The sequence below is a fragment of the Apibacter sp. B3546 genome, from assembly GCF_009827885.1.
Taxonomy (GTDB): Bacteria; Bacteroidota; Bacteroidia; order Flavobacteriales; family Weeksellaceae; genus Apibacter.
The window spans coordinates 397,774-422,860 of record NZ_WINW01000002.1 but is presented as its reverse complement, the minus strand read 5'-3'; the positions used below and the strand labels follow the sequence as shown (position 1 = coordinate 422,860).

The following is a 25,087-nucleotide window of genomic DNA, read 5'->3' as shown; positions in this document are numbered from 1 at the left end:
TTAAAAAAGTGGAATGGATCTCTTTAACGATTTAATTTTAAACCAAATCATCCGAAACAAATAACACTTTGTAATTTACAAATGGAGAGATAAAAATACTAGTTTTTAGCAAATTTAAATAAATAAAAAAGTCGCAATTATATTGCGACTTTAATTATTTGTATGATATAATTATGCGTATCTTTTTTAAATAATATTGTTGAACTAATCTTATAATGCTCAACATTAAAAACTGTTTATTTCTTAATTAGCCAAAGCTAAACAAGAAAAAACAGGTTCAGGATAAACTCCCAAAAGGATTATTAAAATTACCAATATAACAGCTATAACATTGTAAATAATTGGAGCTTTTTTGGCTTCATTTAATTCTTTATAACCCGGTTTAAAATACATGGCAATGATAAGCTTAAGATAGTATCCAATACTGATTGCAGATCCTATAATAGCTATAATGACTAATATCGGTTGAGTATATAATGCTTGTGAAAACAACGTAAATTTAGCAATGAATCCGGAAGTTAACGGAATACCTGCCATTGATAATAGAGAGATTGTAGTTACCAAAGCTAAGATGGGTTGTTTCTTGGCCAATCCGTTGAAAGCGTTTATATCGGTAATACCATTTGAAATTCTTTCGATGTAAATAAGGCTGATAAAAGCACCTATAGTTGAAAGTGAATAAGCTAATAAATAGAATGCTAATGTATAGATAGAATTAGCATCTGTATTAAAATAAATTAGCAATAAATAACCGGCATGCGAAATACTGGAATATGCCAACATTCTTTTAGCATTTTTTTGCAATACACCTACAATATTGGCAGATAATAACGTTAAAATTGCTGCATAGAAAATTATATATTGCCATTGGTTTAGTTGACCGATAAAAGCTGTTTCAACCAATTTATATAAAGCAACAAAACCTGATATTTTTACCACAGAAGCCATAAAAGCTGTGATTAGGGAAGGAGAGCCTTCGTATACGTCCGGAGCCCAAAAATGAAAAGGAACTATGGATATTTTAAACAATAACCCGACTAACAATAGAATTATACCGGTTATGTACATAGTAGGGTAGTGAGTCGCTTGTATGCTGTATAAACGAATAGTTTGTAAATCAAAAGATCCGGTTATACCGTATATTAATGCAATTCCGAAAAGTAAAAATCCGGTTGCAAATGCTCCTAATAGGAAATATTTGATGGAAGCTTCATTGGAACGTAAGTCATTCTTATTGCTTCCTGCTAATACATATAAAGGAATAGATAAAATTTCAATACCTAAAAATAAAGTAATTAAATTTTGGTAAGAGAAAAGGACTATTCCGCCACAAAGTGCAAAAAGCATTAAGCTATATACCTCTGCCTGATGATGATCTATGAGACGAAACGCATATTTTCCTAAGAATACGATTAGCAAAGTGGTCAAAATAGATATTTGAGTAAATATTTTGGCTGTTTGATCAAAAGCAAACATGGACACATATCGTGTGAAAAAAGGACTATCTCCGTAAAAAGAGACGATCAAAGCGATAAGTAATCCTAAAATTGCAAATGGTTGAGAGTATTTTCCTTGCCCGAAAACACCTGAATATAAACTCAGAATGGCTGCTGCGAAAATAATGATGATGATGCTCATTATATTTTTAGTATTTTTTGTAAAGTTTTGCTGCCAAAGTTACAATTTTTGATTAAACTGTGAAATTAAAAAATGAAAATAGTATCGTATTATAATAATGCCGATATATTTGATAAATTTATGAAATATAATAAGTTGTTTTAAATTTCAGATGCCTTGCCAATTTGTAGATTTTATCCTAACACTTAGTAATAGTATTATTTATTTACCCATTTTTCATCAGTTTTCCGGCAATATTTTTATGCTATATAATAGGTAGATATTAAGATATAGTACCAAAAAAGTAAAAAGATTGTATCAACAATCTTTTTACTTTTTTAAAGCTATAGTAGTTTAAAAAAATTATTTACTTACTAAGGCAAAATGTCCGGGAGATACGCCGGTTGATTTCCACCATTGTAAGTCGCCATTTTTTGAGAAACAATATATTTTTCCATTGGAAACAAAATCCATAGCATCTCCAATATAAAAGCTGCCATTTTCAGGATCGGCAATTATCCCATACGGAGACATAATTTCAGACTTTGAACCCTCTTTGATTAATTCGGAACTTATCACTTTTTGCGTATCTATATTTATAATACCATAATTATTTATAGTTTTTCCTGAAGAATATTCCGATCCATAAAAATAAAGTTTATCTTTATAAAAAGTGAAGTCAGAAACCGCTAAATTCAGTTTATTAATGACTTGATCAGTCGATGGATCAATAACAGCAACGAAAGGTTTTAAATTAGCATAATCGCCTCTAGAAGTAACCCAAATATGATTATTCTTATCTTTTCGTATTCTATGTAAGTTCTTACCGACTTCGATATCGTTAATTTTTGTAAAACTGTTCATGTCAATTACAGAAACCGTTGTGTCATAATCCGGAGAATAATATCCTCCTGAATTAGCAACATAAAGCTTATTATTTACAATAGTCATTTCTTCCGGATTGCGTCCGACAGTAACTTCATTTACAATGGTGCCGTTAGTAAGATCAACTTTGGCAACATATCCTTGTCCGTTGGGAGTAGAACCGGCATATGAAGACACATACGCATAGTCGCCGTTAAATGTAATGTATCTGCAATTTGGAATAGTTATTTTTCCTATATGCTTGGCTGTTTTAGCGTCCATAATTTCAACATAATTAGAACCGTTGATTATGGCATACATTTTATCTTTATAAATTTTTAAATCATTACCGGTATCGCCCAATCCACCTTGATCAGGGTTGATTTTAGTAAAATAGTTATTAAAAAAACCAGCTGTGTCATAATCAAAATAGGATAGAGAAGAGTTGTTTTGTTGATAATTACCTTCATTCAAAATATATAACCCTTTTTTGGCATCCGGTTGGGATATAATGTTTGAATCATCTTCAGACCATGAATCGTCATTACTACAAGAAACAATGAATCCTGTAATAATTACTAAAATTGGTACTAAAAATTTCCTTGCTACCATAGTTTCTAGTTTTTTCATATGTTTAATTTAATGATGATCGTATAGTTTCTACCCGGCATGGGATAATTGGCTACTATGTCGTAATATTTATTAAAAATATTATTGATTTGTAAAGATGCTTTGCATTTGATATGAGTTAAAAATAATTCTCTTGAAAGTTGTATATCATGAGTATACCAAGCTTTTACATGATTTTCAGGATTATTTGAAGGAGAATTGTACCGTTCTCCCGTATACATAAAGCTATAATTTAGATTCCAATCTCTGTAAGCAGCTTCTAGAGTAAGTGTCCCACTGTGCCAAGGTATATAAGGAAGTTGATTTTTATAATTTAAAATAGGAGAAGATAAATTTTGTGCATCTTCATACGTATAGGTTATCAGGGTTGAAACTAAAACGTTTTTTATTACTATTGAAGTCTTAGAAGATAAGTCTAACCCTTTTATACGTGCTTTACCAAAATTTAACATGGTCCAACGAAATTGTTGTCCTTTAGGATAAGCTATGATTTTATCTTTGACCGTATTATAATAGGCATCAATAGTAAAATCAAAATGAGTAAAACTACCGGAAGTAAAGTTTTTATTGATACGAATACCTGCATCAAACTGATTAGTATATTCCGGTTTTAAATTTGAATTTCCAAAATCCGTATAGTATAAATCATTAAATGTTGGCATTCTAAAAATTCTCTTGTAAAAACCATGAATGCTAATATCTTTAGAATGTGAAGGTTGGTAATTTAAGAAAACAGCAGGAGTAAATTCATTTCTGTCTGAAGCTGTACCCATACCGTTCATGTGTTTCGTTTTATCTTGTACAAATGTACCTAAAACACTTGTTTGAATTTTAATTTTATCCCAATGAAAAGCAGTAGCTAAAGCGATCATTTCTGTATTTCTCGAAGGAGAAGCGAAATTTTTTAAATCGGCATTCATTCCGTTATGTTGGTAATCTGCAGATACAGAAATATCCCAAAAAGAAAATAAAGTAAACAGTTGTGAAGATGAAATATATAGTTCATCTTGCTTATAAGTATTGTTAATACGATTGGAATATTTATTTCCCCAAATAGGGTCATTAAAAACCTCTAAATTTTTATAATGGGTAAAATCATGAGCATATTTAGCGTTTAATGCTATACTGTATTTTGTGCTGATTATTTTTTCAAAAGAACCCTGCAAAAAGAAATTACGATCCCATTGTTGAGCAAACTGATACCTTTTATACGAATTCTTTAAAACAGCACCGGGTATTCCTCTGCTTGAATCATAATAATATCCTTTCAGATTCCATTTACCATTAGGTAGGGTACCAAATAAATTTCCTTCTGTTCGAAAAGCACTTATGTTACCATTTTGTCTTACAGCGATCGTATCCCAATTACCTTTCTTTTGTTGAAATTTATATTTTCCATCTGAATTAATATATTCCATAGTAAGAGAAGATGAAATTAATGAGGATAATTTTTGTTCCCATAGGAGGGAGGGGTTAATTAAATGAAACGATCCGGAACGATAGGTGGCACCTATATTAGTTTTTTTTTCACCCGTAAAAACAGGACGTTTGGTAGTTAAATAGATACTTCCCGCAGAGCCGAAATCTTTAGCGGGTTGGAAAATTTGACTTTTTTGTCCGTTGTATACTGATATTGATTCTAAATTATCCATGGAAAATTTTCCTAAGTCAACCATACCATTTTGAGCATTTCCTATGGCTATTCCATCATAAAATACCCCCACGTGTTCGCTTCCCATTCCTCGAATGTTAACTGTTTTCATTCCTCCTACACCTCCATAATCTTTAAGTTGAATTCCTGAAAATAATCGTACGGCATCAGCTACTGAAGAGCTGTTTCGATTTTCTAATTCTTTTCCTTTCAATTCTTGGAAAGGAATTATTCCCTTATCATTTCTTTTTCCCGTTGCCAGTATTTCCTGTAATTCTGTTACAGTAATGCTGTCTTTTTTTTCTTGGGAATAAGATAATGGACTCATCAGGCTTAATAAAAAAGCAAATACACTATATTTATGATTGATGTTCATCATCATGGAGTCGAATATCTTAAATTACAGATATAGTAAACTAGTTTCCGGAAAAGTAAACAGGAAAAGTGAATATGAAATGCTTTTAATGTTTCAGCCTTGTTCCACGAAAGCTTGTAAACTTGTAAAACTATAGTTAAATTTGGCAGGTATTCTGACTTACTTCATTTTAAGAACCTTCCCAAGAAAGCAACTCCTCAGTGGTATATCTCTTAAAACGTACTAGAAGATTACAGCAGCGGGCCTGTTTCGGATTTTCACCGAATTCCCTTTTAAGATTGCGTATTTATCGGTAAATAACAATCACCAAATTTAGGCAAATATAAATAAATATTTTTAGGGCATCCTTATAGATTATTTGGGTAGTACTAATAATTCTAAAAAAAGATTAATTTTTTAAACGAACAATAGTAAGTTGAATTAAAAAATCATTAGATTTGAATAATGAACGTACAACTTCCTGAAAAATTATATTATTCTATAGGCGAAGTAGCACAGGCTTTTAATGTTAATACTTCACTTATAAGGTTTTGGGAAAAAGAATTTGATAGTATTTCACCCAAAAAGAATAAAAAAGGTGACCGTTTTTTTACCCCAAAAGATATTGAAAATTTTAAAATAATTTTTCATTTAGTAAAAGAAAAAGGATATACCTTAGAAGGAGCAAAAGTTGTTTTACAATCACAAAAAAATTTATCCAAAAAAGTTGAAATCATTGCTCGTTTAGAGTTAGTGAAGGCAGAATTAATTAAGTTAAAAGAATTATTAGACGAATAAAAATTTAAATAAAGACAATATGAAATTACCTAAGTTTTTAATGGCAGACAATTCAGATTTTCCTGAAGATTTATTTGTTGTGCATACAGAGTATCCTAGATTTATATTAAATGTAGAAGAAGAGGAGGTTGAATGGTTTGATGATTTGGAAGGAGAAGAGGAAGAGGTTGCTAATGAAGTAAATTCATTGATTCAACAAGCATTCGATTTTTGCGATGCTGAAATCGAAAAATACGAAGATGATGAAGAGGAGTAATGACTTCTTAGATTAATTTATGATATTAAAAAAAGTAAGCAGTAAATCACTGCTTATTTTTTTTGCTCTTTGATTTGATTAATTTAATAAATGATATTTTTAATCATCAACAACACACCCCTGAATCCTATATTGATTTTTAAATTTTTCTGACCATTTTTTCCATTCTTCCGGTTTTATTTTTTGGTTATTTTCAATTTTCAAAAATGATAGGATGTAATCTTCTGAGAAATCCTTAGGAAAATTTTGCATGGGATCAAATGCATCATTATACCATTTTTCATTAATTAAATAATTAAGTTGATTAACATCAAAATCAAATCCATAATTATGATAGGAATTGGTAGCAGAAGAATTAAACGTAGTTTTCATAACTTCATGATTTAATTGAGCGATCATGTTTTTGTGTTTATGCTTTCTAAAATACAGGGTAGCATTGTATAATTGTTTTTTTTCATCAACTTTTCCATTAATATTTTCCCAAGTTTTAAGCCAAAATTCTTTTTTATGAACACCCATAAGTATTGAAATTAATATCCAATATTTAGTTTTAGTAGTGTTAGATACCAAACCCAATTTATATAAAATACTAAAAAACTTATATTTATTATAAAAAAAACATTTCAGAATGAAAGGAGGAGCAGTAAAAAGATCCGGATAAATGGAAATTATATCGGAATTGATTTTATCATGTTTAAACTGATCAACAAAATTTTTATTTCCCGACCAACCTAATTTGAGTAAGGATATATTTTCTTTTTCCATTACTTCATTGATTTCATTCACATTAATTTTTCTCGTAAACCAAACATCATCTTCCGTTATAATGAAATAATCTGAAGCTTCTTTTACTGAATTGATCCACAGTTGAGTAGGAATTTTAAAACCATTTATATCTTTTCCTGACTTTAAATTTTCTTTAATTGCTTCTTCCTTTTCTGTATAATTTTCAGATTTTATAATTTTAATGGATGGATACTTTAATTTAATTTTATTTAAATATTTTTCAGGAGTTCCATCATCTAATACTTTAACTGAATAAGTACCCACTACATATTTTTGGATACTGGCTAAGCATCTGTCCAAATAAAAGGGGCGGTTAAAAGATTTAATTAAAATATCCATAGTTTAAAGTTTGGAATAAATTTTACAAATGAGATTAAAAGTATTTTTATTTAGGGAAGATAAAGAATAAAGTAAATAATCTAAAGATATAGGATAATACTTACGATATTTTTTTACTAAAAATTTTAATTGGTTTGCATCTTTTCTGTAAAAACAAATTTTCATGGCATATAACAAATCTTTTTTATTAATTGGGCAATGAATATCTTCTATATTAATAAATGATTGTGGATTAAACGCATCATAACTGTCTTTACCAATACTGAGCCTTTCTTTATAAAATTCACGGGCTTTATTGATAAACAACCATTGCACTAGTCTGTTTTTGGTTTTTGAAAGTGAATGGTTGGTTTGTCTGTATGATATTAAAATATCAGGTAGATTTACAATTTTTTTACCTTCTGAAAATAACCGTAAGATGAGATCATAGTCTTCCGAATAAATCATTTTTTCTCGATAAAAAACTTTTTCGTTTCTAAATAGTATAGAAGAATGATAGAATAAATTGTTTTTGAGAATATTTCTTTTTAATTCATGATAATCGGTTAAAGCTATAAAGTCATTACTAATAGTATTGTTTTCATCAATTATATGGGCACTGCTACCAATTAAAAATACATCAGGATTATTCTCCAGAAATTCAACTTGTTTTTCCAATCGATTGGGTAATGCAAGATCATCAGCATCTAATATGGCCAAATATTTACCTTTAGCATTTTCAATTCCGATATTACGAGATTTTATAACAAATAAGTTTTTATCATTGTTAATAAGCTTGATTCGGGAATCTCTTTTACAAAATTGTTCTACAATTGATTGAGTTCTATCGGATGAGCCATCATTAATAACCAGCAATTCAAAATTAGCATACGTTTGATTGATTACCGATTCAATTGATGCAGATATATGTTTTTCTGCATTGTATGCAGCCATAATAACCGATACCAAGGGAGTCATAAGTAAGATATATAAATACAAAAGTAAAATATTTTTAATTAAACCGTGTATATCAGCTTTTTTTAAGATAAAAAATTTTAGAAAGTGAGTCTTACGTCAACTTATAGGTATCCGCAACGAAAAATGTATAGGAGTAATTAAAAATATAAATAAAATTCCATTAAGATATTTATAATTAATTTGAGTTAAATTCAAAGAAAATTTTTAATTTAGCAAAAAATTTAGGGCGTTCATATATAGTAGAGATTCTGATAATTAAAGCTCAGGTTTTTATAACAGTATGTAGAGCACCTGAATATAACTTTTTTAGTTTAGTGTTTTAATTAATTCAGAAAAAAATAAATAGATCATGGTACAAATTCTTTTTAAGATGGTGTTAGTTATTATGGATTACATAATGTCAATGTTAAGTTAATTAGAAAATTATATACATGTGAAAAAGTTCAGTTAATGTAAATTAACTGAACTTTTTAATTATTTTTAATAAGTAATCAAATTATGAAAAAATTACTAGGAAGGTTAATGCTGTTCGTTATGGGATGGAGATTTAAAAATGAAGTACCTGTTAATGAATTAAGAAAATGCGTATTAATTTGTGCACCTCATACCTCTAATTGGGATTTATATTATTGTTTAGCCAGTTTTTGGTGTTTAAAAATTCCTTATAAAGTAATGATTAAAGATGCTTATACCAAACCATGGTATGGATTCTTTTTCAAAGCACTCGGATGTTTAGGAGTCGATCGAAGTCAATGGAATAATTTGGTTCAATATTCATCGGAACTAATTAAAAATTCCGATTCGATGGCTTTAATAAATACTCCGGAAGCCACTCGCTCCCGTGCCTTACAATGGAAAAAAGGTTTTTACTATATAGCTAAGCAAGCGAATGTTCCTATAGCTCTAGCCTATGCCGATTATAAAAATAAAGTAACCGGTGTTTCCAAATTAATTTATATTGGCGATCAAACGATTGAAGAGATATTTGATCAAATAGAAGACTTTTATAAACCGGAAATGGCTAAATTTCCCGAAAACTATAATCCTAAAATTTATTAAATTAGATTATCTAAATTCTTAGGTATAAAAATATTTTTTGACTTCTAATATTGCTGAGACGATCGAGCAACTTTCAGATTTTATTTGTAAAATCAGAATTCCGACAAGAATATTCTGTTTATAACTATTGCCTATAATTTTGATTAATATATAACATATATCGACGTTAGGGATGATCGTAATAAGACTCATGATCTGGATTTGCACCGTATTAAACGTCATTGATTTCAATGTCCTTCCGCATTATATAGAAGAACATTTTACTGATTCTGCTCAGCAAATCTATATGATGTTTAGAGATAACATAGAATTGTCCCTATCAATAATCAACAGAGCTTAATTGTTGATAGCAGTGGTTATATGATTGTCTGAACAATACATTCAAACAACATATAAATTTAATTACACGTTTGATCTTGAGGGCAAACTTTATACAATTCAAAATTTAAAATGAATGTAGCATCTTTACTGTTTATATAATTGGATTCTCTACCGTATGCCAATCGAGAAGGCACGATAATTAAACCTTGTAATACATGGTAAAGGTCATTTTTAGATTTATTAGTTGGCTTGAAATTCTTTAAACCGTCAACAATACCTTTAATTACATAATAGTTTTCACTTTGAATCGTATCGTTTTTGGGCTTTTTATAAAAGAAAGGGTCTTCTTGTGCAACCCCTGAATTATCAATTGTGCTTGATGAAGTATTCAAGGTTGAATATCCATTACCTCCTTCAGTTGCAACAAAATATTTTAATGAATAATGAATAAGTATATTGCTTTTACCGTCAGCTATATTGGAGGTGTTTATACCCTGATCTGCCTTCGGATTTTTAACTACCCAGTACCCTAAAGGAGATTTTATTGCATTTTTGCTCAAAGGCTCTTTATCAGTTGGAGTAACCGTATCAGAAAATTTGGTTACTTTCCCAAGATCATCGAAATAATAGTTATTTAAAAAATTAACAATAGCCATATCATCTGCTGTATTTTGCTCATCAACGGATAAGGTTGAGGCGTTATTATCATCGCTACCACACGAAACAAAAAATAAAAGTGAAAATATACAGGCGGCTAAAAGGGATTTTTTAATCATGTAAATAAAATATGTTAATTTAGTTGCTAATTTACGATTAAATTTAATTTTAAAGACCAATTTTTTCAATCAATGAGAATAGATAAATTTTTATGGTGTGTGCGTTTTTATAAAACGCGGGCAATTGCTACCGAAGAATGCAAGAAAAACCGTGTATTTTTAGATGATGCTCCCTTGAAGCCTTCAAAAGAAATATTAGTTGGTGAAACGTATAAAATTAGAAAAAATCAGATTGACTATACGATCCAAGTTATACAAATTCCTCCCAATCGGGTAGGGGCAAAATTGGTTCCTTTATATATAAAAGACCTGACAGATCCTGAGCAGATTGAAATGATGAAATCAAGAACACAAACGCAAAACTATTACAGGCAAAAAGGATTAGGCAGGCCCACCAAAAAGGATAGGAGAGAATTAGACGATTATACTCTGGAATGGGAAGATGAATAAATACACTAAATGTTTAATTAGTATTTTTTAGAACGGCTATAATTTCATTGCTTATTTCTTCCGGAGTTTTTTGGTTAACCGCTATCTTATAAGCAGCCGACTCATAAAATGTTGAACGTTCAAATAAATGCTTGGCAATAAATTCCGGTAAAGATTTTTCTTCTAAATGCGCAATAAGAGGGCGGTGTTCTTTTTCATTACTTAACCTTTTTGCTAATTCCGAAGCATTCATTTTTAAATAGAACGAGAAGCTTTTTTCTTTAATTTTATCCATGTTACGATGATAAATAGGAGTACCTCCTCCTAAACTCAACACTATATTGTCACCGTTCAATAATTCATTCAGATAAAAATTTTCTTTTTTACGAAAATAAATTTCTCCATGGATTGAAAAAATTTCTTGAATAGACTTATTTTCTTGAGTTGAAATATACTCATCTAAATCAATAAAAGTTATGTTGAGAGATTTCGCAAGATATTTGCCAACAGTAGATTTCCCACTTCCCATATAACCCAATAAAGAAATAACCATACGATCAGATTTTTTACAAATATCATATTTTTTTACCAAATATATTTGCATACCCAAAAAAAGTCATTATATTTGCACTCGCTAAACGAAAATGCTTAGCAAACACTAAATAAAGACCTGGTAGCTCAGTTGGTAGAGCACAACACTTTTAATGTTGGGGTCCTGGGTTCGAGCCCCAGCCAGGTCACATTTTGAAAATTCGCGCTTGAGATTCTCAAGCTTTTCTTGTTTATGACTCCGTAGCTCAGTTGGTAGAGCAATTGACTCTTAATCAATGGGTCGAGAGTTCGAGCCTCTCCGGGGTCACTTAAAAATCAATGAGTTACAAATTTTTTGTAGCTCTTTTTATTTCACGTACGTAAACAAACTAGAAACAACAACAGAAAAAAAAAGTTCGACTTCAGTTCTAGTATTTATTTTATTCATTTATACTATTTCAATATTTTTTTAAATTAACGGCTAATAAGTTATTAAAAATATTGTTGGAAGTTTTTGTGCAAAAATTTTTGTCTTACTATTATCTAAAAATTTAACTTTATATTGTAAAAATTTATTGTTTGAATTATCTTCTGGTTTCTTGATCTAATAATTTAAGGAGGGTGGGAATTCTATAATTACCATGCATATTTTGAATACATTGAGAAGCTCCATTAAGTGAAATTCCGACAGAACTAATATATAAGGGCTTTTTACTTTCGCCTCTTGTTATTTCCTGAACAATAGACTTGCCGGTAGAAAAAGGATTTTTAGCTACCCCTATAATTGGAATTTTCTTTTCCAATGCATCAAATAAGTATTTACCCAAGCCCGGCCGATGGGTGTCATCTAAATATACGAAGCCGTCAACTATAATCAGACTCATATCTTTTAAATTTATTTGTTTCAATAACTCTAAAATACAAGGAAGCTCTCTTTTATAAAACAATCCCGATTCATATTCAGATATTTCATAAATATAAGTAGTAATTAAGTCATTAGGAATGGGTTGATCCCAGTTTTTAAATAGTATACCCACAACTTTTGCACGGTTAGGATAGTAATAAACATCAATAGCAAGTTTCATTTTTATTTAATTTTAATTTATTTCAAAAGTAATTTCTTATTATCTTATTAAACAGAAATTTTCAAATTAAATTTTAAGATTAACGACTAATCCTCTTTTTAACGGTGGTTAATTACGGAATGTATTGTTAAGAGTACTTAAATCCTTAAAAAATTTAACTGTTGTCATTATTTTTTTAAAGAAAAATTTTTAAAAATATGTTGGTGTCTGTATTGAGTTTAATTAAAATTGATATAGTAATTAGATTTCATTTAATATAATGGACCCTATAAGAAATAAGTAATTGTATTATTCAAATTAAAAAATAATTTAATGATTTATACTTATAAATTTTTATACATGTATTAATTATCTTAAATTAGCCTAAATTTAAAAAATAATACTAATATGAAAAAAAATCTACTTTATGTTTTATTATGGTGTATGCTATCTACACCTTTATGGGTACAGGGATCAGTATCGGAAAACGAAAAAAATGTGCATGGTAACTTTGTTTCAACTTCTACTTTAAATTATGATCCCATGGATTTACTGGGAATATTGAATTTATTAATGCAATATTCAGAAGATTCACATATTTGGAATTATGAGGCAGTAGGGTTAACCTTGGAAGATTTAGTTAAAGCAATTCCTTGTAATCCGGAAGCTATTTTAAACAAAATACCCGGAATGTTTACATGGAAAGAAAAAGATGGTTATCAGGTTTTGACAAAAATAGTTTACAATGGTAAATTAAGAGGAACTAAGAATAAACTTCACGAAAAATTTGATGGAAAATTTTTTAAAAATTTAGAATCCATAAGTTTTGACTCAAATAACTTTCATAAAATTGATGTTTCCAAAAATTTAAATTTAGTTGAGTTAGTTTGTTCAAGTAATTGGTTACAAGGTTTAGATGTATCCAATAATATAAATTTAAAAAAATTAGAATGTTTTAATAACCATGATCTTAAATTTTTAGATGTTTCTAAAAATGTTAATTTAATTGTACTATATTGCTGGTCATGTTCCTTATCAAAATTGGATGTGTCAAATCTTAATAAATTAGAAAAATTAAGTTGTGATTATAATAATTTAAAAGTTTTAGATTTATCTAATAATCCTAATTTAAACAATTTGGGCTGTGCATATAATAAATTATCCACTTTAGAATTTTCTAATAATCCTAATTTGGAGTATTTATATTGTTATAAAAATAATTTAACTTCATTAAATGTGTCAAATAATCCTAAACTATTACAATTATATTGCCATGACAATAAACTAACTTCTTTAGATGTTTCTAATAAACCTAAGTTAGGTAGGTTATTTTCTGCGAATAACCAAATAGCCACATTGAATATTTCGAATACGCCCAACTTAGTAACCGTCAGTTTATTTAATAATCAATTAACATCTATAGATGTATCAACAACAAGTACCACCCAAAATATGTATTTGTTAGAGTGTCACCATAATCAGTTAAAATTTTCAACATTAAAAGGTAAAGACTTCAGAACAGTAAAAAATTTTAAATTAAATCCTCAAGAAATTATAAAAGGAGGTACAAAAGGTTTTGTTGAAATAATAAATCTATCTTCAGAATATGATATTAATAATACAATAACCACTTATACCTGGTATGATAAAGCTACTAATCAAGAAGTAAGTATGTATAGGCTAAGAGGATTATTTATTGCCGGACCTTCTAATATAGGTAAAACGTTGATATGCAAAATGAAAAATGAGTTATTTCCTTCTTTAGAGTTAGAATATGAAGTAAGAATATCCAATTCAATCAATTATGAGGGGGCGCCAGACTCAACGATTCCTTCGGAATTTAAATTAACGGGACCAGATGCTATTTTAGCTGATTTAATTCAAGTTTATCCAAATCCGATTATAGATGTATTAAAAATAAATTCTACAATTAAAATACATTCATTAAGTGTTTATAACTTTTCTGGTAAAGAAGTTAAGAGATTTCCATCTTTTATCCATAATGCTGTGAATTTGCAAGATATACCAACGGGAACCTATTTGTTGGTCTTTAAAACAGATCAGGGCATTATTTCTAAAATAATTTTTAAAGATTAATAAGAAACATAATAGATAATTAAAATTTAAACCTGCCGATGTGCAGGTTTTTTGGTTTAAATAAGGTAAGAATAATAAAGAAACTGAGATGAATGGATTTAATTATATCACTTTCACTGAAATTAAAATTTTTTAGATTAAACAGACATTTGATGTAAAAATTGTTAAATCAAATCCTTATAATGAAAATTTTAGAATTTATTAACTAAAACTATGTAAGAGTTCATCCAGCACAAGCTTTATATTAAAGGAATTATACTTTTCTAAAATTATTGAAATAATAAACTTGGTCCGGTACTCTTTCCGACATTTATATATTTTAATTAAAAGTCGAACAAGTGAAATAATCCAATAAATAATAAAAAAAACCTGCTATTTAGCAGGTTTTTTTATGTGAAAAATAGTTGATCTGATATTGTAAAGTGATAAATTTTTTTAATTGAAAATAGAGGGTAAAATAATTCATAAAATAAATATTTATTTTTAAATAAGGTTAAAATAAAAATAAATATACTAAATTAGCATAATTAATATAAAATAATTAAAAATGTTATGAAAAAAAATCTACTTTTTATTTTATTGTCTTGTATTATAACTGCGCCACTGTTGGCAACAGATAATATTTCTAAACAAGAAAATTACTTGAGAGAACATTTTGTTGCATCCACTACCACCAATTATGACGCAATGGACGTATATGGAATATTGAATTTTTTTATGCAATATTCGGAAAGTGAAAAAAAATGGAATTATGAACTGGCGGGGTTAACCTGGGAAGAAATGGCTAAGGCTATTAATGGTAATCCGGAGGTTATTTTTACCAAATTATCCGGAAAATTTGGTTGGAAAAATATCAATAGTTTAAAAGTTTTAACTCAATTAAATTTAAACTACAAAAATTATAATGGAGTTTTCAATGGCAATTATTTTAAGAACTTAGAAACATTATATTGTACTGGCAATCGATTAACGACTATAGATGTAACTAAAAATGTTAATTTGAAGGGTTTATATTGTAATTCGAATCAATTAAAAATCTTAGATCTATCCAAAAATCTTAATTTAATTTATTTAAATTGTTCTTCCAATCAGTTAACAACCTTGGATATATCTAAAAACGTTAATTTGAAAGAATTATATAGTTATTCCAATAAGCTAAAGTCCTTGGATGTATCTAAAAATGTTAATTTAATGCTTTTAAATATTTATTCAAATCAACTAACCGCCTTGGATGTATCTAAAAATGTTAATTTATTTGTTTTAAAGTGTTTTTCGAATCAATTAACAACCTTGGATATCTCTAAAAATGTAAATTTGTATAGTTTAAATTGTAATTTCAATCAATTAACAACCTTAGATGTATCTAAAAATAGTAAACTAACTTTTTTAGATTGTTATTCCAATAAGCTAAAAGCTTTAGATGTATCTAAAAATGTTAACTTGACAGAATTATATTGTTATTCCAATCAATTAACCACCTTGGAAGTATCTAAAAATGTTAATTTAAAAATTTTAAATTGTAATTTGAATCAATTAACAACCTTAGATGTCTCTAAAAATCCTAATTTAACAACATTAAATTGTTATTCGAATCAATTAACAAATTTAGATGTCTCTAAAAATGTGAATTTAATATATTTATATTTTAGTGATAATAAGATAGCTCAATTGCTTATTCCGAAAGTTCATAAAATAAGTGAATTAACTGGTGATCATAACAATCTAAAGCTATCCACTTTAAAAGGGAATTTTCTTACAATTAAATCTTTAAAATTAAGCCCGCAAGCAACGCTTCAAGGTGGGGCTAAAGGTATTTTTGAAGTGTTGGATATATCATCAGAATATACTATTGATGGAAAATATACTACTTATACCTGGTATGATAAAACAACTCAACAAGAAGTCGGCGCCTATGCACTAAAAGGTAAATTTTATGCCGGTCCGGAAAATGCAGGCAAAACTTTGATCTGTAAGATGAAAAATGAATTATTTCCAAACTTTGTTTTAGAATATGAAGTAAAGATAAAAAATACCGTATCTTTTGCATCAAGAAATATAAAAGAAAACATACCGGAAGGTTTTGTATGGGTAGATACTCAAAAAAATGAAACAGAATCAATACAATTATTTCCTAATCCGGTAATAGATATATTAAAAATAAATACTACAGCAAAGGTAACATCAGCAAGTGTTTACAATTATGCAGGAAAAGAAGTTAAAAGATATCTAAGGATAATAAATAATGAATTGGATTTACAAGATTTATCTGCGGGAATTTATATTGTAAATCTTACAACCGATCAGGGAATACTTTCTAAGAAAATCATAAAAAAATAATTTAAAAATTAAAAGAGTGAAAACCTGCTATACAGCAGGTTTTTTTTATTGAAAATAAATTATAGAATAAAAATTAAAATATTTATTTTCAAACAAGGTTAAAATAAAAATAAATATATTATATTAGCATACATAAATAATAAATAAAAAAATGTTATGAAAAAAAATCTACTTTTTATTTTATTGTGGTGTTTTATAACCACACCAATGTTGGCAACAGTTGATATTTCTAAACAAGAAAATTACTTGAGAGAACATTTTGTAATATCCACAACCACCAATTACGACGCGATGGATGTATATGGAATATTGAATTTTTTTATGCAATATTCGGAAAATAAACAAAAATGGAATTATGAACTGGCGGGATTAACCTGGGAAGAAATGGCTAAGGCTATTAATGGTAATCCGGAGGTTATTTTTACAAAATTATCCGGAGTATTTACATGGAAAACTAGTAATAATTTTAAAGTTTTAACTAAATTAAATATAGGCGCCAAATTCTTTAATGGAGTTTTTGATGGAAGATATTTTAAGAATTTAGAATATTTAGATTGTGATGGGGATTACTTAACATCCTTGGATGTATCTAAAAATGTTAATCTAACAGAATTATATTGTGATGGAAATCAATTAAAAACTTTGGATGTATCTAAAAATGTTAATCTAATAAATTTAAATTGTAGTTTTAATCCGTTAACATTCTTGGATATATCTAAAAATGTTAATTTGAAACAATTAAAATGTTATTACAATAAGCTTAAAGCTTTGGATGTATCTAAAAATATTAATTTAACATATTTAAATTGTTATATGAATCAATTAACAACTATAGATGTGTCTAAAAATGTTAATTTAACATATTTAGGTTGTTTTTATAATCAATTAACTACTTTGGATGTATCAAAAAATGTTAATTTAAATGATTTATTTTGTTATTCAAATCAATTAACAACCTTGGATGTATCAAAAAATGTTAATTTAAAAAATTTACGTTGTTTTGAAAATCAATTAACAGTCTTGGATGTATCAAAAAATGTTAATTTGAAAGAATTAATTTGTGATAGAAATCAATTAAAATCTTTAGATGTAACAAAAAATGTTAATTTAGATGCTTTATATTGTGAATCTAATCAATTAACAAATTTAGATGTCTCTAAAAATTTTAATTTAAAATACTTTTATTTTAATAACAATAAGATAGCTCAATTGCTAGTTCCAAAAGTTCATAAGATAAGTAGCTTAAAAGGAATTAATAACAATTTAAAGTTATCCACTTTAAAAGGTAATTTTCTTACAATTAATAACTTAAAATTAAGCCCGCAAGCAACGCTTCAAGGAGGAGCTAAAGGTATTTTTGAATTGATAGATTTATCTTCAGAATTTAGTATTGATGGAAAATATACCACCTATACCTGGTATGATAAAACAACTCAACAAGAAGTCGGCACGTATGCGCTAAAAGGTAAATTTTATGCCGGCCCGGAAAATGCAGGCAAAACTTTGATTTGTAAAATGAAAAATGAATTAATTCCAAATTTTGTTTTAGAATATGAAGTAAAGATAAAAAATACCGTATCATTTGCTTCAAAAAATATAAATGAAAATATACCGGAAGGATTTGTGTGGGTAGGTCCTCAAAAAAATGAAACAGAATCGATACAACTATTTCCTAATCCGGTAATAGATATATTAAAAATAAATACTACAGCAAATGTAACATCGGCAAGTGTTTACAATTATGCAGGAAAAGAAATTAAAAAATATCTAAGGGTAATAAATAACGAATTGGATTTACAAGATTTACCTGCGGGAATTTATATCGTAAACCTTACAACCGATCAGGGAATTCTTTCTAAGAAAATTATTAAAAAATAATTTAAAATTTAAAAAAGTGAAAACCTGCTTTTTAGCAGGTTTTTTTATATAAATTAAATTTAACAAATTAGTAAGATTTTTAAAAGTATTTTTTAATATATCTAATATTTTTAACAAATCTTATCGATAATTATCAATTAGAATTTACCGTTTTTATTTTTATGCTCAGCATTCGCAGGTATGGTTTCCACAATATCCCAATGTTCAGCAATTTTACCATTTTCAATTCTGAATAAATCATAGAAAGAAGTGGGTTTATTGGCCATTATGCCTTCAGAAACTACTAATACAAAATTTCCCTCTCCTAAGATTTTATGAATTTGAGTATATTTGAAAGTAAGTCCCATTTTATTCAATTTCTCTAAGCCGGCTTTTAATCCGTCTAACCCGTCACCAATGAGTGGGTGGTGTTGAATGTAATTATTTCCGTTAAAATAATTTTCCAAGTTGGAAGGATTTTTACCCATCAATACATCCGTAACAAAACCTTCGGCTACTGCTTTGTTTGCTTTCAATCCGGTCTCATCGGTTTTTTTGATAGTAGTATCCCCATCTGTTAACGTATGTCCACTTGGATTCTTCGGTTGTTCAGCTTGTAAATTATCCCAATGTTCTACAATTAATCCGTTTTCAAAACGGAAGATATCAAATCCAACAGTTGGAGTTTTATACCCATACTCCGTTTGGGCAACAACATAATCCCCGTCACTTAACATACGTACAATGTTAACACTCGGTTTAGAAGCTGATAAACTTTTCACAAGGGTCTTAAAACCTTCAACGCCGTCAGCTGCTCCCAAATTGTGTTGAATATACTTATTTGGGTTAATGTATTTTAACGGTGCTTCATTTCCTGTGCTAAATGAAGAAAGTAACTCCCTAACTTTTTCTTTATTAGAGGGTTCTTCGTTTTCCGCGGTAAGATCTTCTACCTTTTCAGTGATCGTTTGATCCGTAGCTTCAACAGGTTCTTTTTTAGTTTGGTTGCAAGAAACTGCCAACAAAGCTATTCCGACTACCGCTGCTAGATAACTTATTTTTTTCATATTATTAAAAATTTATTATTTATTATTCATCAATTCACTTATAGGTATTTTTAATTTATTATGTTTATAAAAACAGGCGTATTCAGTGTTTTTCAACTGTTGTAAGAATTTTATTCGTGTAAAGGTAAGTGTGGATTTTATGAGTGTAATGATAAAAAGTATGCCAAAGCTGATAAATTTAGGACAGGTGTTGCTTTTTAAAATCGATAGGGCTAATACCTACCCACTTTCTAAAAAATTTGCTGAAATTGGTGGGTTCGTCAAATCCCAGTTCAAATGAAATTTCCTTTATATTGAGTTCACTGTAAACCAAAAGTCTTTTTGCTTCTAATAAAATTCGTTCATCAATATATTCTTTGGGACTTTTACCGACAGTGTTTTTAAGAGCTTTTGATAAAACTTTGGGCGATATACCCAAACTGGAGACATAATCGTTTACTTTTCTCAGGATCTTGTAATTTTTTTCTACTGCGAGTGAAAACTCTAAAGTAACAGAATAACACGAAGAATAAAGAATATTTAACGAATGACTAGTAATTTTTTTTGAATAAATAAGAAAACTACTCAGTAAATGATGTAAAATATCGGGAATATAAGGATCTTGTTCAGGAGAATAGATTTTTTTCATCAATTCCCAAATGGAATCTAAATATTCATGCGTTTCAATAGGAATATTTTTTGTGAAAGGGTTGAAAAGCTCTGATTGCTTAATCAAGCGCCTTTCGTATTTATTACGAATATAAAAATCATCGGTAAACAAAATAATTTCACCCGTATAGGTAGATTCCACATCAAAAGATAAAACTTGATCTTTGCCGATAAATAAAATTTGTCCTTCCCTGAGTTCAATCGGACTAAAATCTACTTTTTGAATTGTTTTACCGCTTGTAATCCGTATAATTTGATAAAAATTTGTTCTATGTGGCTTACTGGTTATAGAACATGCCCTTTGATTCATCTGAGTCAAATTTTTTATTTCAAAACCAAAAGGTAAAAGTTCATTAAAGGTGTAAGATTTCAAAAGAAAATTTTATACAAAGATAAAAAAATCGAAGTCATATAAACAACGCATTATTTTATACACATTTTTATGATACTGTTTATGCTTTTGCATAAAAAATATCTCTGTTTCGAAAAACTAATTGATTATTTTTTATAATTTAAAAATCGTTTACGTAACCATTCTCGAATCGGCATATCATAAAATTTCATGGACAAATAAGCAACAATGATGGAAATTAAAACTACCAGCAATCCATATTGCCATGATTGCTCCAATGAAAGTTGATGATTGGCAATGTAAGCCATATAAATATTAATAAAGGGAAAATGGGTAATATAAATAGGGTAGGAGATGTCTCCCAAAAATTTACATACTGTCATGGCTTTCGGATCCTTTATTTTTCCTCCTGCGCCCAGCCATATAATCAGAGGAAAGAAAATCATTAAACATATACACTCATACCAGCGATTCCATAGGTTATTTTCACCGCCTAAATGAGGTACGGATAAAAGTATGATCAACAAAAGAGAAGTTATTAAAAATGCATGATTAATAAAACGAAGTTTTCCAATTCTGGCTAACAATAATCCGGCTAAAAAAGGAAAAGCCAAACGAGTAAAACCGATTCTTAACTGAATAGGGTCATCAATAGACCATCCCCCGATGATGTCACCTATAGGATTTGTAAACGCATATTGAATCGTAACTCCGGCAGCAACAAGTACCAAAATAGAAAGCATTAATTTGCTGATTCTTCGTAAAATAAGGGCATAAATGATATTGGCTATATATTCAAGAAATAGAGACCAGGCAGGGCCATTCAGAGGATACATTTCATTCCAACCGCGAATGTCTAAGCCTTTTCCGACAGGAATTAAAAACATGCCGATAATCATCAATAGAACTAATTTCAAAAGAGAAACATCAGAAGTAGCTTTCCATCCCAATGAAGGAGCATCCTGGAAATAATATAATAAAGCCCCTAAAAGCATCCCGGCAATAATCATAGGATGAAGTCGAATGATACGGCGTTTAAAAAAATCTTTTAAAGTCATGCTTCCCCACCGATCATCGTATGCATATCCCAAGACAAATCCGGATAACATAAAGAAAAAATCTACAGCCAAGTATCCATGATTTATAATTTGTAAGCTATGATCACCGCCCGTATAAATTTCAAGAACATGGAATAAAACCACCATAATAGCAGCAACTCCTCGTAAACCGTCAAGAATTACATAATGTGGCTTGGAAGCTTTTAAATCCGTTATATTTTTCATCATTGGAAGATATTGATTTCTTATTTGAATAACAAAAGTAAACTAATGATTAGTTGAACTATTGAAATATATTCTATTATTATTGTCTTATATTTGTATACAAATAATGCATAATATTAGTAAGTGTATAAAAACATCAAATACATTCACTTGCCAACATTTGAAAATCAATCTTTTCGATTTGATCATGTAAAAATATATTGGAATGAACAGGTAACTTTCCATGAACAAAAAACTTGGGAATTATCCTACATAATAACCGGCAGTGGAACCAGAAAAATGGGGGATCGGCTCGAACCCTTTCAATGCAGCGAAATCGTTCTTATCCCCCCTCATATCCCTCATTGTTGGCTTTTTGAAGAATCCGATTATGATGCAGAAGGTAAGATTGAGAACATTACCCTTACATTTTCTGATCGATTTCTTGATAATTGTAAATTAACTTTTAGCGAATTGCACCCATACATCCAAAAAATACAAAATTATAAACAAGCAATATCATTTATAGGAGCTCATCTGGCGAAACTTCAAAACATTTTGAAACAGATGATTGATCAAACGGAGATTGAAAGAATTTCATCTTTCATTCAAATATTAACATTACTAGGCAATTCCGATCATAGGATTTTAGCAGGTAATCGGATAGAGGAAGATAAACGAATCCTTCGGTTGCAAAAAATACAACTTTATATAATGAACAATTATCAAAATACCATCACTTTAGAAGAAATGTCCCAATTAGTGAATATGAATAAATCGTCATTTTGTATTTTCTTTAAAAAGATGATGGGTAAATCTTTGATGACTTATTTAAATGAATTTAGAGTAGAATCTTCCTGTCAAATGATTCAAAAAACCAATATGACCATTGCAGAAGTATGTTATTATTCAGGTTTCAAGGATGTGCCTTATTACAATAGAATTTTTAAGAAAATTAAAAATTGCACACCCAATGAATATCGTAAAAGGTATTATCTAGTGGGAAGGTAAGTATCTGTCGAAAGATTAGACTAAAAAAAATTACTTATCTAAGTATGGAAAAATTTAAAATTACTTTAGAGGTGAAATACTAATATTAGTATATTTGCAATGCTAAAAATAAACAACTTTTAAACTCACGTGGTGGAATTGGTAGACACGCCATCTTGAGGGGGTGGTGTCCATAGGATGTGCCGGTTCGAATCCGGTCGTGAGTACTTTTCTTCTAAGTAATAAAATAAATTTTCCCTTTTTTTACAATAAATTGCTAAACTTTATTTTTAATATCCCCATCCATAGCATAGTTACAACAAATGTAAAAAAGTATTAAACTCAAATATTAAATTTTATTATAAATTTACGTGAATAAAAATTTGACTTGAAAATGAACGAGGCCCAACTTTGGAGTAAAATTGAAGTATTTTTCAAAGAGAAGTTTGCACATGAGGATATTCCCGATTTAAATACGATGATATTTTTAATTGGTTTGCAAGAATTAGGATTAGGATATAAAAAGTATAAAAAAGACGAAAAAATGAACCTGATACATATAGCCGTATGCAGGTTATTGGAACCTTTCGGATATTATAAACTCGATGGATATGATCAAGATAACTGGCCGCATTATAAATTAATTGAAAAGCTGCCCGATTTAAAGCCTAATGAGCAAACTTTGCTTATGAAAAAAGCGATCATCCAATATTTTATGGATGAAAAATTACTGGATATTTAAAATAAAAAAGACAAACTTTCGTCTGTCTTTCTATTCAAAATTATATAAAGTATAAAATATATTAATTAGTTGGATTCAGCTTTTGCATCACGAATCATTTTTTCGTTGGCAGTAATAGAAAATTCAACTCTTCTATTTAAAGCTCTACCGGCTTCAGTGCTGTTATCTCCAATTGGATCCGCTTTACCAAAACCTTTAATGGTAAATCGGCTGGAGCTGATACCGTTACTGGATAAATAATTAGCAACACTTTTTGCTCTGTTTTCAGATAAATTTAAATTATATTGATCTGCACCTTTTGCGTCAGTATATCCGAAAATACCAATATTAGTATCCGGGTATTGTTTAAAAACAGAAACAATTTTATCTAAATTTTGTTGAGCAGCAGGAGTTAAAGTAGCTTTATCAAAATCAAAACGAATAGCATTTTCATTAAGTACAACTTTAATTCCTTCCCCTACACGTTCAACGGAAGCACCCGGTACACTTTCTTGTATTTGACGTGCTTGTTGATCCATTTTGTGTCCAATTAAACCTCCGGTGGTTCCACCTACGGCAGCACCGATAACGGCTCCTAAAGCAGCATTGTTTTTATTTCCTACATTATTTCCAATTACAGCACCTAAAACACCTCCTGCAACAGCTCCTAAACCGGCACCTTTTTGGGTGTCGTTGGTGTTACAAGACATTAGAATGCTAACAGATAATAAGATTAAAGTTAATCTTGTAAATATTGATTTCATAATTATAATTATATAGTGTATTTCAAGTTATTATTTTAATTTACCGGATGATAATTTACTGAAATGATAAGTAATAGTAACACCGCTGATAACCTGACTTAATTTAAATTCATTTTCAGAAAGAATTTCATATAAATACGTAGTTCCTGTAGTTACTTTTCTTGCTTTATCACCTTCATTAAGCAATTTTAATACAAGCATATTTTGTTTGTCGATATACCAAGTAAAGTTTTGAGTTAAAGCCGGGCAAGTATTGCCTCCCTGCAACGTAAAATTACCTCTGTTATTATTAGCTATAAAATACCATACACTGTTTTTTAAACACTGAGCATCATATTCATCAAAAGCTTTAACTTTTACCATGTTTTCAGAATATGAAACGCGGTCAAGATTCCATGTACCTCTTACATCCCGTTGAGAAGATCTGTCGAGAGCAACAGAATTTGAAGAAGAGCAAGAATAAAAAATAAACATGCTCATAATTCCTAAAATCATTAATTTTTTCATAAAAGAAATTTATTTTAATTCATAATTATTATTAATTAAAAACTTACGTTAG

Annotated in this window: 23 protein-coding genes, 3 tRNA genes and 1 riboswitch; of the genes, 13 read left to right on the top strand and 13 right to left on the bottom strand. The window is 28.9% G+C overall.

Going from position 1 to position 25,087, the window contains the following annotated elements; translation table 11 throughout:
- Window positions 1-243: 243 nt before the first annotated feature.
- The 3 genes from GFU93_RS02000 to GFU93_RS01990 form a co-directional block, all read right to left on the bottom strand.
- Complete coding sequence (locus tag GFU93_RS02000) at window positions 244-1,638, bottom strand: NADH-quinone oxidoreductase subunit N (RefSeq protein WP_160566728.1); 1,395 nt, start codon at window positions 1,636-1,638, stop codon at window positions 244-246.
- A gap of 342 nt (window positions 1,639-1,980) precedes the next feature.
- Window positions 1,981-3,111, bottom strand: coding sequence for a YncE family protein (locus GFU93_RS01995; protein WP_160566725.1), 1,131 nt, complete (start codon window positions 3,109-3,111; stop codon window positions 1,981-1,983).
- A complete protein-coding gene (locus tag GFU93_RS01990) occupies window positions 3,108-5,090 on the bottom strand; it encodes a TonB-dependent receptor (RefSeq protein WP_221411312.1) in 1,983 nt (660 codons plus the stop codon). The genes GFU93_RS01995 and GFU93_RS01990 overlap by 4 nt, the downstream gene beginning before the upstream one ends.
- Before the next feature lie 174 nt (window positions 5,091-5,264).
- Window positions 5,265-5,464, bottom strand: a riboswitch (cobalamin riboswitch).
- A 118-nt stretch (window positions 5,465-5,582) separates the two neighbouring features.
- On the opposite strand from GFU93_RS01990, the gene GFU93_RS01985 reads away from it, so the two are divergent.
- Both GFU93_RS01985 and GFU93_RS01980 read left to right on the top strand, forming a co-directional pair.
- Window positions 5,583-5,915, top strand: a complete 333-nt coding sequence (locus tag GFU93_RS01985) for a MerR family transcriptional regulator (RefSeq protein ID WP_105297915.1) — start codon at window positions 5,583-5,585, stop codon at window positions 5,913-5,915.
- A gap of 19 nt (window positions 5,916-5,934) precedes the next feature.
- Complete coding sequence (locus GFU93_RS01980; protein WP_105297914.1) at window positions 5,935-6,171, top strand: hypothetical protein; 237 nt, start codon at window positions 5,935-5,937, stop codon at window positions 6,169-6,171.
- 99 nt (window positions 6,172-6,270) lie between these two features.
- Here GFU93_RS01980 and GFU93_RS01975 read toward each other — a convergent pair whose 3' ends face one another.
- Complete coding sequence (locus GFU93_RS01975; RefSeq protein ID WP_160566722.1) at window positions 6,271-7,296, bottom strand: glycosyltransferase family 2 protein; 1,026 nt, start codon at window positions 7,294-7,296, stop codon at window positions 6,271-6,273.
- 3 nt (window positions 7,297-7,299) lie between these two features.
- A complete protein-coding gene (locus tag GFU93_RS01970) occupies window positions 7,300-8,253 on the bottom strand; it encodes a glycosyltransferase family 2 protein (RefSeq protein WP_160566720.1) in 954 nt (317 codons plus the stop codon).
- A 498-nt stretch (window positions 8,254-8,751) separates the two neighbouring features.
- On the opposite strand from GFU93_RS01970, the gene GFU93_RS01965 reads away from it, so the two are divergent.
- A complete protein-coding gene (locus tag GFU93_RS01965) occupies window positions 8,752-9,312 on the top strand; it encodes a 1-acyl-sn-glycerol-3-phosphate acyltransferase (protein ID WP_160566717.1) in 561 nt (186 codons plus the stop codon).
- Between the two features lie 190 nt (window positions 9,313-9,502).
- Window positions 9,503-9,652 carry a hypothetical protein gene (locus GFU93_RS01960; RefSeq protein WP_160566715.1) on the top strand — a complete coding sequence of 50 codons (150 nt, stop codon included), beginning with the start codon at window positions 9,503-9,505 and terminating at the stop codon, window positions 9,650-9,652.
- Between the two features lie 58 nt (window positions 9,653-9,710).
- On the opposite strand, the gene GFU93_RS01955 is transcribed toward GFU93_RS01960, so the two are convergent.
- Window positions 9,711-10,409, bottom strand: coding sequence for a hypothetical protein (locus GFU93_RS01955; protein WP_160566712.1), 699 nt, complete (start codon window positions 10,407-10,409; stop codon window positions 9,711-9,713).
- Window positions 10,410-10,481: 72 nt separating this feature from the next.
- On the opposite strand from GFU93_RS01955, the gene GFU93_RS01950 reads away from it, so the two are divergent.
- On the top strand, window positions 10,482-10,859 hold the full coding sequence (locus tag GFU93_RS01950; protein WP_105297909.1) for an RNA-binding S4 domain-containing protein: 378 nt from the start codon (window positions 10,482-10,484) through the stop codon (window positions 10,857-10,859).
- A 13-nt stretch (window positions 10,860-10,872) separates the two neighbouring features.
- Here the strand turns inward: GFU93_RS01950 and GFU93_RS01945 are convergent, their stop codons facing one another.
- Window positions 10,873-11,391, bottom strand: a complete 519-nt coding sequence (locus tag GFU93_RS01945; protein WP_160567200.1) for a shikimate kinase — start codon at window positions 11,389-11,391, stop codon at window positions 10,873-10,875.
- Between the two features lie 114 nt (window positions 11,392-11,505).
- Between GFU93_RS01945 and GFU93_RS01940 the strand changes: the two genes are divergently transcribed.
- Together GFU93_RS01940 and GFU93_RS01935 are read left to right on the top strand one after the other, a co-directional pair.
- A tRNA-Lys gene (locus tag GFU93_RS01940) sits at window positions 11,506-11,578 on the top strand.
- Between the two features lie 46 nt (window positions 11,579-11,624).
- Window positions 11,625-11,697 (top strand) — tRNA-Lys (locus GFU93_RS01935).
- 256 nt (window positions 11,698-11,953) lie between these two features.
- Here GFU93_RS01935 and GFU93_RS01930 read toward each other — a convergent pair.
- Window positions 11,954-12,454 (bottom strand): endonuclease V, encoded by a 501-nt coding sequence (locus GFU93_RS01930; RefSeq protein WP_160566709.1) that lies wholly within the window; start codon window positions 12,452-12,454, stop codon window positions 11,954-11,956.
- Window positions 12,455-12,841: 387 nt separating this feature from the next.
- Between GFU93_RS01930 and GFU93_RS01925 the strand changes: the two genes are divergently transcribed.
- From GFU93_RS01925 to GFU93_RS01915, 3 genes are all read left to right on the top strand, one after another.
- A complete protein-coding gene (locus tag GFU93_RS01925) occupies window positions 12,842-14,530 on the top strand; it encodes a T9SS type A sorting domain-containing protein (protein ID WP_160566706.1) in 1,689 nt (562 codons plus the stop codon).
- A gap of 552 nt (window positions 14,531-15,082) precedes the next feature.
- Entirely contained in the window at window positions 15,083-16,867 is a 1,785-nt protein-coding gene (locus tag GFU93_RS01920; protein ID WP_160566704.1) for a T9SS type A sorting domain-containing protein, read from the top strand.
- 156 nt (window positions 16,868-17,023) lie between these two features.
- On the top strand, window positions 17,024-18,745 hold the full coding sequence (locus GFU93_RS01915) for a T9SS type A sorting domain-containing protein (protein WP_160566701.1): 1,722 nt from the start codon (window positions 17,024-17,026) through the stop codon (window positions 18,743-18,745).
- Window positions 18,746-18,882: 137 nt separating this feature from the next.
- Here GFU93_RS01915 and GFU93_RS01910 read toward each other — a convergent pair whose 3' ends face one another.
- From GFU93_RS01910 to GFU93_RS01900, 3 genes are all read right to left on the bottom strand, one after another.
- Window positions 18,883-19,791 (bottom strand): nuclear transport factor 2 family protein, encoded by a 909-nt coding sequence (locus GFU93_RS01910; protein WP_160566698.1) that lies wholly within the window; start codon window positions 19,789-19,791, stop codon window positions 18,883-18,885.
- 178 nt (window positions 19,792-19,969) lie between these two features.
- A complete protein-coding gene (locus GFU93_RS01905; RefSeq protein WP_160566695.1) occupies window positions 19,970-20,812 on the bottom strand; it encodes an AraC family transcriptional regulator in 843 nt (280 codons plus the stop codon).
- Between the two features lie 125 nt (window positions 20,813-20,937).
- On the bottom strand, window positions 20,938-22,074 hold the full coding sequence (locus GFU93_RS01900; protein WP_105297901.1) for an acyltransferase: 1,137 nt from the start codon (window positions 22,072-22,074) through the stop codon (window positions 20,938-20,940).
- 150 nt (window positions 22,075-22,224) lie between these two features.
- Between GFU93_RS01900 and GFU93_RS01895 the strand changes: the two genes are divergently transcribed.
- The 3 genes from GFU93_RS01895 (at window position 22,225) to GFU93_RS01885 (ending at window position 23,785) form a co-directional block, all read left to right on the top strand.
- Entirely contained in the window at window positions 22,225-23,064 is an 840-nt protein-coding gene (locus tag GFU93_RS01895; protein ID WP_160594136.1) for an AraC family transcriptional regulator, read from the top strand.
- Between the two features lie 123 nt (window positions 23,065-23,187).
- Window positions 23,188-23,270, top strand: a tRNA-Leu gene (locus GFU93_RS01890).
- A gap of 167 nt (window positions 23,271-23,437) precedes the next feature.
- Complete coding sequence (locus GFU93_RS01885; protein ID WP_160566689.1) at window positions 23,438-23,785, top strand: hypothetical protein; 348 nt, start codon at window positions 23,438-23,440, stop codon at window positions 23,783-23,785.
- Between the two features lie 65 nt (window positions 23,786-23,850).
- Here GFU93_RS01885 and GFU93_RS01880 read toward each other — a convergent pair whose 3' ends face one another.
- Window positions 23,851-24,528, bottom strand: a complete 678-nt coding sequence (locus GFU93_RS01880) for an OmpA family protein (RefSeq protein ID WP_160566686.1) — start codon at window positions 24,526-24,528, stop codon at window positions 23,851-23,853.
- A 30-nt stretch (window positions 24,529-24,558) separates the two neighbouring features.
- Window positions 24,559-25,035 carry a lipocalin family protein gene (locus GFU93_RS01875; RefSeq protein ID WP_160566683.1) on the bottom strand — a complete coding sequence of 159 codons (477 nt, stop codon included), beginning with the start codon at window positions 25,033-25,035 and terminating at the stop codon, window positions 24,559-24,561.
- Window positions 25,036-25,087 lie beyond the last annotated feature (52 nt).